Here is a 13,593-nt window from a genome sequence, read left to right as displayed (position 1 = left end):
TCAATGCTTCTCCAATGTCGTCATCGCGCCACGGCGAACTGCATCGGCACCTATGCGGCGTGCGGCCATCCCCAGCTGTTGGTCCTTCAGCCGTGACACACTCATCAGCGATACCGCAAGCTTTCTATGTAATTGAAAACCGTGGATGGTTTTCCGGAAGTTTTCTTCTCCTTGGGAAGCGGTCATGCGGATATCCGTAGAAATGTAATGGTCAGTGAATTGGGTTCGAAAATCGGATAGAGCAAGTCGAAATTTATCAAAAGGTAAAATTTCTAATTTCAGATAGAGGTTGTGTTTCAATATAAATTGCATGACTATTAAGTTAAGTCTGGTCATGATTATGAGATGCACTGTTGTTACGCATGGATATTATACTTTTTGATGTCTACCTGATAATAATATCGACTTAATGACAGTTTCCTGTCGGCCAGATAACGTTCCTGCTCGAAGGGGATTCAGTTGTGAGTTGAAGCATCGGTGGAAATATTCCCGGGATAGACAGCGCTTCCATCTTCATTTGCCGGTGATGGAGGTTGCTCATCACGGCGACCGCACCAATGAAATATCACCATCCGAAACAAGATGTATCGATGTTGAGGCAGCAATACAGGCGCGCGCCTGCGGCGACTTGTCGTGAAACAAGTTGAGAACCCGCCGGGGTGGTGGCGGGTCCTCCAGTAGGAAGTTTTGCACAGTGCATAGGTATGATCGCAGGCAAATCCTTTATTGTCACATGTTATTATTGGGGTGAATGCTTTTTCCCCGAATTAATCTCTATTTTTACTTACTGATATTCGGGGACATTTCAAATTTCGGAACATAATATGACGGCGGTCGAATGAGGAGATCTCTAACTTTGGATATTTGACAATGCTCGGCCGCCAGGCATCAGGCCTGCTGACGAGGTCGCCGCACAGCATCCACCAGCCCGATCGATTTCCGACAGGCGCCGGAGCAATGCTTTCGTTCTGAAGCGTGACCAACCGCCCACCAAGGGGGAAAGCGGGTCTATCTCTTCGAATTTCTTGACATTCCTTTCTGTTTTCCGCCCGACCGGCCAGGCTTTGCGCAAGGTCCTGCGTGCGGCTCTCCTGGCTTTCGTAAGGATCAATCTGACCAGCACGCTGGCAGCGAGCGTCGGGCTATGATCATAGATGTATTTCAGCGAAGTCGCGGCGCTCTGCCAATCTTTCAAACTGGCATATTTTGAAAATGCATAGAGATGCGCCGAGGCACGGGCGCAACTGACGACATAAGCCGGCAGTTCTGGATTGCGGGCAATGCATTGCTCGCTCACCGCCAGTAGCGATCGAGCCATCCGCGATTTGTCGGCAGACATGGCTTCCGCGTGAAGGCGGTATCCCACCAGACCCAGCGGCACCGTCTCGATTTTGAAATGCTCTGCCGTACGGAGTTCGAAATCGAAATCCTCGCATCCGCCAATCCCCTGCCTGGCATAACGCGGATCGTAGCCGCCGATCTTATCGACGACAGCGCGGCGAACCATGAAACCGCTGCCATTGCCGACGAAGCGGAAAACGAGATGACGCGCTAAAATGCAGTCCCGGGCGTTCACTGACGAGCCTGATTTCGTGCAATATCCCTCGGTGTCGATAAAGCGGTGAAGAGCGTAGACCGCCCCCCAGGCCTCTGGGAGGGGATGGAGAGCCGAAAGCATGCGCTCGACATAGGTCGGATGCCAGAGGTCGTCCGCATCGAGAAAGGCGATATAGTCTGAGGTCGATGACGCAATGCCGATATTACGGGCCGCAGCGACGCCACGGTTTTCTGTCGACAGAAGCTTGATCCTTGGATCGGCGGCGGCGAAGCGGCGACAGATAGACGCCGTCTCGTCGGTTGAGCCGTCGTCAACAATGATGATTTCCAGGGCCTTATGGGTTTGATCGACAACGCATTGGAGCGTCTGGGCAAGGTAGGGGCTGGCATTATAGGCGGGTATGACGACCGCCACCTCAATCCCTGATATCGTCACGAGCTTCATAGCCGTCACCCCAGCCTGGAGGTCGGTGAGGGCGGACGGAGATCGATCCGGTTCTTCATCAGTCGGGCGACGGCGGGCCGATGGCTGACAACGATCAGCGTCCTGCCGGCGTCTTCCTTCATCGCGGCAAACACCCGCATCTCGGTATCCTCGTCGAGCGCGCTCGTGGCTTCGTCCAGCAGCAGGATCTGTGGCCGGCCGGCGAGGGCGCGCGCCAGGCCGATGCGCTGCCTTTGCCCGCCCGAAAGCCGGATCGCCTCGTCGCCCAGCCATTCATCGAAACCATACGGTAGTTCTTCGATGAACTCGGTTGCGCAGGCCATATCGGCGGCCCAGCGGATATCATCCTCCGAGATATCGCGACGAAATCTGATGTTGTCGAGCACCGTGCCCTCCATCAGTTCGACGTCCTGGCCCGACACGGAGAGTAGTTGCAGCCAGCTGGAGCGGTCGATTGTTGCGAGATCCCCGCCGTCGACCGTGATCCTGCCTTGGGTCGGCCGGGTGAGGTCGAGAATCATGTTGAGGATCGTCGTCTTGCCGGAACCGCTTGGCCCCGTCAGCGCCGTTGTCTCACCGGCTCGGATCGAAAAATTGAGATGGCTGACAGCCGCGGCGTTCGCACGCTCGTAGGCGAATGAGACATCGTGGAAGACGATCGCATCTGCCAGGCGGGTTACAGGCTGCCCTTTCGAGGTCTGTTTGGTGTCGTCTTTTTCCGATAGCAGCGCCAGCACGTTCTGCAGCGAGGCTTCCATCTCGTAAAGGCTGAGGATCTGGGAATCGAATCCCTTGATATGCGGCTGAAGCCGGTAAAGAAGGATGGTGGCCGAGAGCGCCGCCTTGAAATCCACCGGCAGGAATTCCGAGGACAGGATGATCGTCAGAATGACTCCGAAGGTCAGGACCTCGCTGAGGAGCGAGGTCATCGCCCCCATCCGGTCCGATTTGCGCCAGGTCTGGCCGACGTCGCGGGAAAGCGCTTCGAAAAGCTGCTGGTGGCGCGGTTCCAAGCCGAAGCTTTTGACGGCCTTCAAGGTCTGCAGCGTTGTCCAGCTCAACTGGGTCAAGGCTTCCACCGCCGCCAGTGCCGAGGCGCCGAGGCGGCGGTAGGCGCCGGCAAAAAGACCGAGCGCGAAATTATGGATGAAGCCGAAGGCGAGCCCAAGCAGGGCGATCGGCCAGGCCATGACCAGCATGCCGATGCCGAAGATAACGATCGTGCCGAAATTGACTCCCAGACGCACCAGGTTGGCATGCGCCGACGATACCGCATAAGATTCGGTTGCAATGACGTTGATCAGGTCGCTGCGCTCGTAATCCTGAAAGCGCTGGAAGGGTATGGTCAAGACCTTGGCGTAGAGACGATCCCGCACGCGATCACTGATGCGGTGGTTGATGGCGCTTGCAATCAGCGCATTGGCACATCCGAGAAAAATCCGTAACAGGATGGAGCCGACGAGGATCCCGATCAGCACTGGCTTTGAAAGACTGAGGTCGATGCTGCCGAAAAAGGCTGGAAGCCATGCAGCGCCGGAGCCGGAAACCGGGCCTTGCTGCCCGAGAAGAAAGACGAGGCTGACCAGAAAAGTGATCCCCACCATTTCCAAGAAACCTGTCAGAATGCCGAGGATGATCATCACCGTCATCTTGAGGTGCAGCGCCGGTACGAGTTGCCGGAGCTCGCGGAACCGAGCCGCGATGATCAGATTATAGGCGCCTGTCGGTTTGGCGGGAGCGGGTTTTCGAAACCTATTCATGGTCGGCTGCCCCCGGTCGGCTTCACTGCGTCCTTGACGGGGACGGTCGTGAAACGATCGCTGAATGCCGTTCCAGGTTGTGGAAGGACTGCACCTGCGAAGCGGGTTTTCGGCCGGGCCGGGGGTCTGCCAAGGGCGCGCTTTGCCATCGCGATGCCTTGGCGTTTGGCTTGGCGCCAGCTGTCCCGCATGCCGTAGATGATCAGCTGCGGGGTGTATTTTCCGGCCATCATCGGCGCCAGCTTTTTCACCTGGGGGTAATCGCCGTCAAAAAAGGCCTTCTTGAAATACCAGCGCGCCGTGTTGAACTGGGCCGCCCGGATATCGCGCGCAAGCTGCGGATAACGCGCAGCGATCGGTGCCATTACCAAGGCATGGGATTTCAGCATCCGATGGGCGTTGCTGGACATGTTCCCCCGGGTGAAGCGATAACCGGTGAGGAAATCCGGAACCAGCGCGAACGGCAATTTCTCGGCCAAAGCGAGATAAAGTTTCAGATCCTCGCACCCTTCGGCGCCGGCATCACGCAGGCCGGCGTCATAACCGCCGCAGGCAAGGACATCCGCCCGCGGCATCAAGGGCGTGCTGCCATTGCCGATGAAGTTTTCCCGGAGCAGGAGTTCGAAGATATCGCCTTGATGCAGGACCGGGCGTGAATGGCCGAAGATGATGCCGTTTTCGTCGATCGCCGCATACCAATTATAGGCAACCCCGTGTCCGTCCGGAAACTTTTTCAGCGCCTGAAGCTGAAGCTCGATTTTCTCGGGATGCCATATGTCGTCGGCATCGACGGGGGCGATATAGAGGCCGCGCGCCTCTCTGATCCCATGGTTGCGCGCACGCGCAACCCCGCCATTGTCCTGGCGGAGAACACGAACCCGGTCATCTTTCAGGCCATAGTCGCGGGCAAGATCGAAGGTGCCATCCCGCGATCCGTCGTCGACCACCAGGATCTCCAGCTTGTCGTAGGACTGACTGGAGACGCTTCCCAATGTTTCCAAAAGCGTTTTCTCGGCGTTGTAAGCCGGTATGACGATGGTGATCAAAGGGGCTGTAGCAGCAGTCATGGCGTCGTCATCCGATAAAGGCGCCCGGTAGGCCCATGAGTTCAGGGAAGGCGTCAAGCGGACGATCGCCGCGGACCTCGATGCGTGGCAGAGCGAAGAGATTGTCGGAGAGGGTGGCTTTTGCCGGTCGTGTCGTGAAGCCGAGGCCATAGCCCGCCAGGGCAAGAATGCCCGGCACCCTGAAATCCGTCGCCCCATAGGGCAGCGCGATTGCCTCCACCGCTCCGCCAAGCCGGCTCTGCAGCGCATTGCGCGACAGCATGGCTTCGGCCAGCAGCGATTCGTTGTCAATCGCACTGGCTGGCCTGTGGGTGGCGAGGTGGGAGCCGAAGCTGATGCCCTTTTGATGCAGCACCTGAATATCTGCCCACGTCATCAAGGCGGCAGTTTCGCCATAGGCTGAATCCCAATCCGAGCGGCTGCCGACTTTATCGCTGACGACGAAGACGTCGGCGCTGAAATCATTCTCGGTCAGGATCGGGAAGGCATTCGCCAGGAAATCGACATAGGCGTCGTCGAATGTCAGCATGACGGGCCGGCCTTGGATCGGCTTGCCGCTGCGTAAAAGATCGGCGAGGGTCGGCGCCGTCACGGTGTAAAAACCCTGCCGCCGCAGGAACTGCATCTGCTTGCGAAAAATCTCCGGCGGCGTGCGGAAGCGCTGGAGTGCGGCGGGTCCTTCCTCTGCGATCCGATGATACATCAGAACGGGGACCGAGGTCGTCAGCTCGTTCGTCCAAGCCACCTCGCGGTCGACGCCGTCGGGGCCCCAGATGACGTGCTTCGCGACATCGACATCCAACGGCGTTCCATGCCGCTCGATCCGCAGGGCAGGACTGGCGATGGCGCCTTTCCGGAAGCGGTGGATCGCGTAGAGCTCGGTATCGACAGTCTCTTCCAGGGCGAGCCCGGCCTGTTCGGCGAAAACCCGCTTGATCGTCCCGACACCGAAAGGATTGCCCCAGTCGAAACCCGTCCGGTTGGGTTCGTCGCGGCGGATATGCGCATGGGCGGTAACCAGATAGCCGCCCGGTTTCAAAGCCGCCGCCATTTTTCGGCAGACGGCGGCAAGCATCTCCTCATCCTTCATGTAATAGAGGACCTCCGAACAGACGATGAGATCCTGTTCGGGCGGAAGATCTTGTCTGACGAAGTCGAGAACGAGAAGCTCGACGTTGTCTTGGCCATGGCACCGCTCGACCGCCCGGTCAATTGCCCGCTGCGAAATATCCGTGGCCGTCATCCGGCCGACCTTTGCCGCCAGCTTTTCGGTGAAAATGCCTTCGGCACAGGCAAGCTCCAGCGCCTTGTCGATCCCCTGCGGGATCAGGCTCAACGTCTGCGCATATTTGACCTGTTCGTAGACCGAGACGTAATTCCATGGATCGGGACGTTCGAAGATATGCTCCCAATATTCTTCTTCTGATCGAACGGGCGCAGTCCCTTCGTTTTTGTCTGACGGCAACTGAGGTGAATCTCGAAACAGTGGCGCCAAACGGCGCTCGATATCCCGCAGGATGTCGGACAGCCGAGCATCGTAGTCCTGCTTGTCGCTTGGCGCGCTGGCCAGCAGGGCGTTGCGCCCGAGGTGGACCATCAGTCGTTCGAAACGTCCTCGCCGCCGGCCATTGTGGATGATCAGCCCGCCGAAGGCTCTGTAGCCACGCAGCGCTTCCCTTGTCCAGGAACTGAAATAGGCGAGCGTATGCGGATTTTGCAGATGTTCTGCTGCTTTCATCTCATACATGATCAGTCGGATCTGCGCCCGGATCGAAAGATCCCCCCAGAATGGCCCGACAAAGGAGCCGACATGCTCTGCACCGGCAAAGCAGTGCATGATGAGCGTATCGGCTTGCTCAGTCTTGGGGATCCTGGAAAGCGCGCCGATCTCGACACTGGCCACCTGAATATTGCCGAGCGTGAAGGAGCGCAAAAAGTTCGCGGCGGAAAGTTGCCAGCAGGCAGATTCAGTGATCTTGCGCCCGGTGCCGGGGAAGGAATGACGCTGGATCAACTGGATGAGCCGAAGGAACGTCGGCTGCCATTTGTCGAGCGCATCGATCAGATCGTCGGTCCGGTCGGGGAGCAGGCCGGTCTGCAGGCCGTGCAGGATCACGCCGGCAAAGAAGCTCTCGTAACCCGTAGCGTCCGGTATTTCGGGCAGGAGTGCTGCCAGGGCTGCAACATCCAAGGTCGAATCGAGCTTGGCCGCGACGACCCAGGCAAGCATGCGCAACTGGCTGACGGCGGGCGTGATCCAACCCGCCTCCGGCTCCTCGGCCGATAAGCCGTGCTGCACGCGCAGCGCTTCTGCCTTACTCGTCACGCAAATGGCGTCACGAACCATTTTGACCGGATCGCCGGACAGCGATCCCGCCTTCATGCGATAGAAAGCCAGGCATTCGTCCACACGGCGAAATTCGGCGCCTGCAAAGGCCATGCGCAGCCACAGATCCCAGTCCTCGCAGGTCTGCAAGCTCTCATCCATACCTCCGAGTCTGTCGAAAAGGCTTTTGGGAAAGACGACCGTATGGACGGCAAGCGCACAAAAGGAAGAGAATTCGCGCTTGGCGATATTCCCTGTCAGGAGCGGAGCCTGTTCGACCTGCATCTGCCGGCCATCCGGCGCGACACGGCGGTAGGAGCAATAGGCAATAGTCGCTGGAGATGCATCCGCTGCCACCGGCAGCAGGGTTTCGACGAAGCTCGGATCTACCCAGTCGTCGGCATCCAACATGCAGAGCAGGGGGGCGGCCGCCAATCTGGCGGCGTGGTTCCGCGCCGCGGCTGCGCCGGCATTCGGTTGGCGGGCAGCGAAAATCCGATCGTCCGTTGCTGCGATGCCCTGAAGTATCTCCCAGGTGCGGTCGCTCGAACCGTCATCGACCACCACCGCCTGCCAGTTCGATCGGGTCTGCCGCTGCAGGCTGGCAAGACATTCGGCAAGTGTATCGCCTGCATTATGGGCAGGGATGAGGAAGGAGATATCGGGCGCGGCCGTCGTCACCATGCTCGCATCTTCCATCGGCGCAGAACATAGAAGGCGCCATTGATGCTTCCGAGCATCTCCTGCTTCAAAAAGAAGTCGTGCGACGTCGCACCTTTGCGCAATCTTTTGCGCAGCCTGCCGGCATAATATTTCGGAAACGAAAGCAGAATGCGTCGGAGATTGCCGCCATTGCCGGTATGTTGATACTGCACCAGCAGTGCGGCGATATGGCCGCTCATATATTGGTAGATCTGTTTGGCGAGCCCCTTCATATCCTTGCGGTGGAAGTGCCACGAGACCGCCGTCGGCTCGTAGCGGCAGACATGGCCGTGATGCAGCAGCCGGTTCCAATATTCTGAATCACCCGAGCAGCCGGCCGCACCCATATCGAGGCGGACATCGAACAGGCCGATCTCGTCGAAAACCTTGCGGCGGAAGGCCTGGCTTGCGCCGGCGCCGATCGTCCAGACCGGAGCGCCGTAACGTTCGTGAAGGCGATAGAAATCCTGGTCGAAATCCTGCCGGAGATAACCCCTGCCGAAACTCCAGTGTTTTTCAAAGATGAATTGCGCGGGCGTTGCGAGTTCTCCGGGCAGCACCAGCCCGGTGACGCAGGCGATCTCCGGCCGGTCGAATGCCTTCATCAGGTTCTCTAGCCATTGGCGGTGAAGGACCACGTCATCATCTGTAAAGGCGACGAACTCGGTTTTCGCCGCGCGAACCGCCGCGTTGCGTGCAAAGTCCAGCCCGACCCGATCTTCGCGGACATAAGTGATGCCAGCCTCTTCAACCACGCGACGCGTCGCATCGCCAGCCGACGCATTGTCGACGACGATGATCTCTACGGGGCGGAGCGATTGTTCGGGGATCGAGGCCAGGCACCGGCGCAGTTCCTCCGGCCGGTCCTTGGTGCAGATCAGAATGCTGACCTCGCGATTGCGAAGCGGCGTTTGCGCGACTTGAGCGATATGCTCGAGCGTATCCGGCCGCACGACACGCTCGGCCAGTGCCGCGGCAGTTTCCAGTCTTTCGATGTAGGCTTGTCCGACGGGAAGACCATCCGACAGAAAGACCACCAGCCCATTGGAGAGCGGAGACGACGCAGCGTCGATATGGTCGGATGCCAGATCGAGATAGTGGATCGGTACGGGGAAATTCACATCCTTCAGATCGGACGGTATTGATTCACGCATTACCACTCTCTCAAATCGCACCCCTGAGCATACGCCGCTCGCGTCTAATGACGCGAGCGTTGAAAGTCGTGATGGCTTATTCCGCCGCGCCCGCCGTCAATCTTTCCCTGAACCAGTCGAGCGTCATGGCCACGCCCTGTTCGTAGGAGACCTTGCACGACCACTCCGGCATGACGTAGTTCGCATTGGTCAGATCAGGCCGTCGGTTCGTCGGGTCCTGCGGCGGTGATGGCTCGAAGACGATCGGCACGCCGCCGACCAGTTTGGACACATATTGCGCGACTTCGAGAACTGAAATCTCGCGATCGTTGCCGACGTTCAGAGGTCCCTTGTAGTCGGTTTCATTGATCCAGAAATATCGCGCGAAACCATCGACGACATCGTCGACATAGCCCCAGCTGCGCGACTGCTTGCCGTCGCCGAACACGGTGATCGGCCGGCCCGCCAGCGCCTGGGTGATGAAATTGGAGACGGCGCGGCCGTCATCGGGCCGTGTGCGGGGGCCGTAGATGTTGAAGGGACGCACGACCTTGAGGTCGAGCCCCTCGGTGCGCTGCATTTCGAACAGCAGCGATTCCGTGCAGCGCTTGCTCTCGTCGTAGGACGAGCGCGGTCCGGTGCAGTCCACCTGGCCCTTGTAGGATTCCGGCTGCGGCGACACCAGCGGGTCGCCATAGACTTCGGAGGTCGAGGTGAAGCCGAAACGCCCGCCCTTCTTCAAAAGCTCCAGCAGCCGGAGTGCTCCGAGAAGATTGGCGGAAATCGTCCTCTTCGGTTCCTTCATATACCATGGCGGCGATGCCGGGGACGCAAGATGGTAGATTTCATCGAATTTTTCAGAACTGCGCAGCGTCTCGACGTCCGACTTCACGAAGTGAAAGCGGGGATCCCTAATATGGGCGATATTGTCGAAAAGTCCGGTCCAGAGATTGTCAACGACCACCAGTTTCTGGACGTCCGTTCTAAGTAAAAGCCGGTCGCACAGATGTGAACCGATAAATCCAGCTCCGCCAGAAATCAATACGCTTTTCATTGCATTGTGCCTTGTGACGTTAAGAATATGAGCGTTTATTAGCATCACCTTTAAGTCGTGGCAATTCATTAGAAGTTTTCCAGGAAATACTCCCTTATTAATCTTAATTATTCATAGGTTTTACTTAAAGTAGTGCCCGCCGATTCGGCGTCAGAGCACCTGCGCCGGAATGCGTCCGTCGATCGCACTGGTTTTGTGTATCACGAGGGCGCTGGCTCGGCATCGGGCTAAAGTCCGACTCGATTTTCGGACGCTCGATGCAGAATTAAATGATGCCGTGTGCTTGCCGCGGAGGCCCGCCCGACGTGTGCCGAGTCGGCCGGCCTGTTTTGGTTCAGTCGGCCGAGAGCGCGGTCAATATCTGATAGGCTGCGGCGACGCGATCCTCGTTGGGATAGTTCTTATTGGCCAGGATGACGATGCCGAGCCGCTGTTTGGGGATGAAGGCGACATAGGCGCCGAAGCCATTGGTCGAGCCGGTCTTGTTGATCCACACATCGTCTCGCGGCTTCATCGGCGGCCGCAATTCCGAGACCGGCATGGTTTTCAGCATGGCGGGCGAATTGCCCTGCGACAGGTCGCTCAAGCTCGGCGGATAGGCATATTGCTCCCAGATGAGATCCTGGGTCATCGCCCTTGCTTTGAAATACCCGATATGGGTGTTGGTGATCGCCTGCTGCAGTTTTTCGTCGAGCTTGACCAGGCCCATATTGGCGCCGACGAAACGGATCATGTCGCCTGCGGTGGATTTGACGCCATAGGCTTCGGCCGAAAGCATGGCCGGCGTCATCCGGGCCGGCTCGCCGCTGCGCTTATAACCTTGAGCATAGTCCGCGAGCCGCGCGTTCGACACATCGATATAGGTGCTTTTCAAACCGAGCGCGGCAAACAGCTTGCCCTCCATCAACGCCGCAAAATCGCCGTGCATGGCTTTCGCCACGACATAGCCGAGCATGCCGATGTTGGGATTGGCATAACTTCTCTGCGTCCCAGCCGCATAGGAGGGTCGCCAGGCTTCGAAATAGCCGAGCAGCTGTTTTTCGGTTTTGATCTCATCGGGAAGCTGCAGCGGAAATCCGCCGGCTGTATGGGTGCCCAGAGACATCAGGGTGACATCGCCAAATGGCTTTCCCTTCATCGCCGGCAGAAACTTGCCGACCTTGTCCGACAGTGAGAGTTGTCCGCTTGCTTCCGCATAGGATGCCAGCGTCACCGTGAAGGTCTTGCTGATCGAGCCGAGCTCAAACAGCGTGGTCGGCGCCACCGGCCTGCCGGTGTCCTTGGATTCGACGCCATAGTTGAAGATGTGGTCCTGGCCGTCGGCGGTGATGGCGACGGCAACGCCGGGGATGGCATATTTCTCGATGATCGGCTTGATCGCGGCATCCGTGATCGTCTTGATCTTGGTTTCGTCGGCGGCAAAACCGCTTGTGGCAGCGCAGGCCATGAGCATAGATGCCGATAAAATGCTTATCCCAATGCTTTTCATAGCCGTCATCCTCCAAATCGACAGGCATCCAAAAGCGGCGCAAAGGCCGATGGCGACGACGTTTAACGGCGCTATTTTGCAATCACAAATGATGATATCTCGCAGCAGCCAAAAGAAAATCTAGGGCTCACAATGGTTCGGCAATTCCTCCCCTTGAACGGCCTGCGCGCCTTCGAGGCCTCCGCACGGCATCTGAGCTTCACCCGCGCCGCGATCGAGCTCTGCGTCACTCAGGCGGCCGTCAGCCAGCAGGTCAAAGGCCTGGAGAGGCGATTGGGGGTGGCCCTGTTCCAGCGTCTCCCCCGCGGTTTGAAAATCACCGCGGAAGGCGAAGCGCTGCTCCCGACGGTGACGGCGTCGTTCGACCAGATGGCGACGACGCTGGACAGGATCGAAGCCGGGCAGGTGCGGGAATTGCTGTTCCTCGGCGTTGTCGGGACATTTGCCGTTGGCTGGCTGTTGCCGAGGCTCTCGGATTTCCAGCGCCGGCATACCTTTGTCGATCTCCGCATTTCCACCAACAACAACCGGGTCGATCCGGCCGCCGAAGGGCTGGATTTCGCCATCCGCTTCGGCAGCGGTTCTTGGCACGGCACCGAGGCGCAACGCCTGTTCGAAGCGCCGCTCTCGCCCCTCTGCATCCCCAAGCTGGCGGAACATCTGCAATCGCCCGCAGACCTTGCCGGCGCGACGTTGCTGCGCAGCTATCGAACCGAGGAATGGAGCACCTGGTTTCAGGCGGCAGGCGTTCCGCCGGCAGCGCAGGTCAATGCCGGTATCGTCTTCGATTCCTCCGTCGGCATGATGGAGGCCGCCCTCCATGGGCTCGGCATCGCGCTCGCGCCGCCATCGATGTTCACACGGCATCTGGCGTCAGGCGCGGTCGTCCAGCCCTTCGCCACCGCCATATCGCTCGGCAGCTACTGGCTGACGCGCTTGCAATCGCGGCCGGTCACGGCGGCGATGCGCGCATTTACGGATTGGCTGGGTTCGCAACTGAGCCCGGCATGATCATCGGAGCGCCCACACGCGTGGACGCTCCGAGCCGCGTCATTTATCGAATGCCAGCATCACTTTTGAATGCAGGTGTCGACAGTATCCTTGGTGCATTCATCCAGCCCGGTAAACACCGGATCCTCGACCTTCTTCCCAGCGATCAGGTCCATCATCACGGTTGGCGCCTTATATCCCATTTCGAACGGCCGCTGGCCGACGAGCGCGGTGACCAGTCCCTCCTTGGCGATCGCCACTTCGTCGCCGATCGTGTCGGCGGCGCCGATGACGAATTCGTTCTTGGCGATCTTGTCGGCCATCGGTTTGAACAGGTCGCGATAGGGCTGCGGGGCGCCGAACAGCGGCCAGCCGCCCATAATGCCGAAGGCGTCGAGGTCGGGATTGGCGGCGAGGATGTCGGTCATCGCTTGAACGCCCTTGGCGCCATCGTCATTGGTGAAAACAGGGCAGCCGGCAACCTCCGTCCAGCCGCCTTCACCCTTCAGCGCGGGGAGATCCTTCTGGCCGCTCAGCGTGTCACGCATGCCCTGGGCGCGGCGCAGGATGTTGTCGGCGCCGGGATTGCCTTCGATGGTGCAGATCTTGCCGCCGTTCGGCTTGGCCTTCTTGATGTATTCGCCGATCTTGGCGCCCATCAGATAGTTGTCGGTGCCGAGATAGGTCTTGCGCAGCGCTGCGTCGTCAGCTGCAAGATCGGCATCGAGCGTCATGACGGGAACGCTCGGATTGGCCGTCTTCAGCGTCTGGGCGATCAGCTTGGCGTTCGAGGGCGAGATGGCGATGGCGGCGGTATCGGCTTTCCCCAGCATATCCTGGACGATCTGCGCCTCGCCGGCTTCATCGGAGGTCGATGCCGGGCCGGTGTAGAAGCATTCATATTCGGCGGATGCGTTTTCCTTGTTCCACTTTTGGCAACCCTGGTTGATCGCCTCGAAGAACGGGTTGTCGAGGCCTTTGACGACGATGACCAGCTGCTTCTTGGCGGCCAGGGACTGACCGGCCGTCAGCGCCAGGACTGCAGCTGTAAGCAATAATGCCTTCCTCAT

At 58.9% G+C, this 13,593-nt stretch carries 11 protein-coding genes; 2 read left to right on the top strand and 9 right to left on the bottom strand.

From position 1 onward, the window contains the following. From ATY29_RS32055 to ampC, 8 genes are all read right to left on the bottom strand, one after another. Positions 1-336, bottom strand: a complete 336-nt coding sequence (locus tag ATY29_RS32055; RefSeq protein ID WP_133118171.1) for a hypothetical protein — start codon at positions 334-336, stop codon at positions 1-3. Between the two features lie 514 nt (positions 337-850). Then, positions 851-2,002 carry a glycosyltransferase family 2 protein gene (locus ATY29_RS32050; RefSeq protein WP_375164582.1) on the bottom strand — a complete coding sequence of 384 codons (1,152 nt, stop codon included), beginning with the start codon at positions 2,000-2,002 and terminating at the stop codon, positions 851-853. Between the two features lie 5 nt (positions 2,003-2,007). Next, entirely contained in the window at positions 2,008-3,762 is a 1,755-nt protein-coding gene (locus ATY29_RS32045; protein WP_097533857.1) for an ABC transporter ATP-binding protein, read from the bottom strand. Beyond that, a complete protein-coding gene (locus ATY29_RS32040) occupies positions 3,759-4,829 on the bottom strand; it encodes a glycosyltransferase family 2 protein (RefSeq protein ID WP_003565795.1) in 1,071 nt (356 codons plus the stop codon). Before ATY29_RS32040 ends, ATY29_RS32045 begins: the two co-directional genes overlap by 4 nt. A gap of 7 nt (positions 4,830-4,836) precedes the next feature. Further along, entirely contained in the window at positions 4,837-7,839 is a 3,003-nt protein-coding gene (locus tag ATY29_RS32035) for a trifunctional glycosyltransferase/class I SAM-dependent methyltransferase/polysaccharide deacetylase (RefSeq protein ID WP_097533855.1), read from the bottom strand. Further along, entirely contained in the window at positions 7,833-9,011 is a 1,179-nt protein-coding gene (locus ATY29_RS32030) for a glycosyltransferase family 2 protein (protein ID WP_097533853.1), read from the bottom strand. The genes ATY29_RS32035 and ATY29_RS32030 overlap by 7 nt, the downstream gene beginning before the upstream one ends. Positions 9,012-9,087: 76 nt before the next feature. Beyond that, a complete protein-coding gene (locus ATY29_RS32025) occupies positions 9,088-10,044 on the bottom strand; it encodes an NAD-dependent epimerase/dehydratase family protein (protein ID WP_097533851.1) in 957 nt (318 codons plus the stop codon). A 334-nt stretch (positions 10,045-10,378) separates the two neighbouring features. Further along, positions 10,379-11,533, bottom strand: coding sequence for a class C beta-lactamase (gene ampC / locus ATY29_RS32020; RefSeq protein WP_097533849.1), 1,155 nt, complete (start codon positions 11,531-11,533; stop codon positions 10,379-10,381). Here ampC and ATY29_RS37135 point away from each other — a divergent pair. Both ATY29_RS37135 and ATY29_RS32015 read left to right on the top strand, forming a co-directional pair. Continuing rightward, on the top strand, positions 11,490-11,657 hold the full coding sequence (locus tag ATY29_RS37135; RefSeq protein ID WP_164895901.1) for a hypothetical protein: 168 nt from the start codon (positions 11,490-11,492) through the stop codon (positions 11,655-11,657). The genes ampC and ATY29_RS37135 overlap by 44 nt on opposite strands. A gap of 8 nt (positions 11,658-11,665) precedes the next feature. Next, complete coding sequence (locus ATY29_RS32015) at positions 11,666-12,544, top strand: LysR family transcriptional regulator (RefSeq protein ID WP_097533847.1); 879 nt, start codon at positions 11,666-11,668, stop codon at positions 12,542-12,544. 59 nt (positions 12,545-12,603) lie between these two features. On the opposite strand, the gene ATY29_RS32010 is transcribed toward ATY29_RS32015, so the two are convergent. Beyond that, positions 12,604-13,593: a substrate-binding domain-containing protein gene (locus ATY29_RS32010; RefSeq protein ID WP_003565783.1), complete on the bottom strand. Its 990-nt coding sequence runs from the start codon at positions 13,591-13,593 to the stop codon at positions 12,604-12,606.

The organism is Rhizobium hidalgonense, assembly GCF_002914525.1.
Classification (GTDB): domain Bacteria; phylum Pseudomonadota; class Alphaproteobacteria; order Rhizobiales; family Rhizobiaceae; genus Rhizobium; species Rhizobium hidalgonense.
Note: the sequence above shows the minus strand (reverse complement) of the source record. Positions and strands in the feature narration are given on the sequence as shown.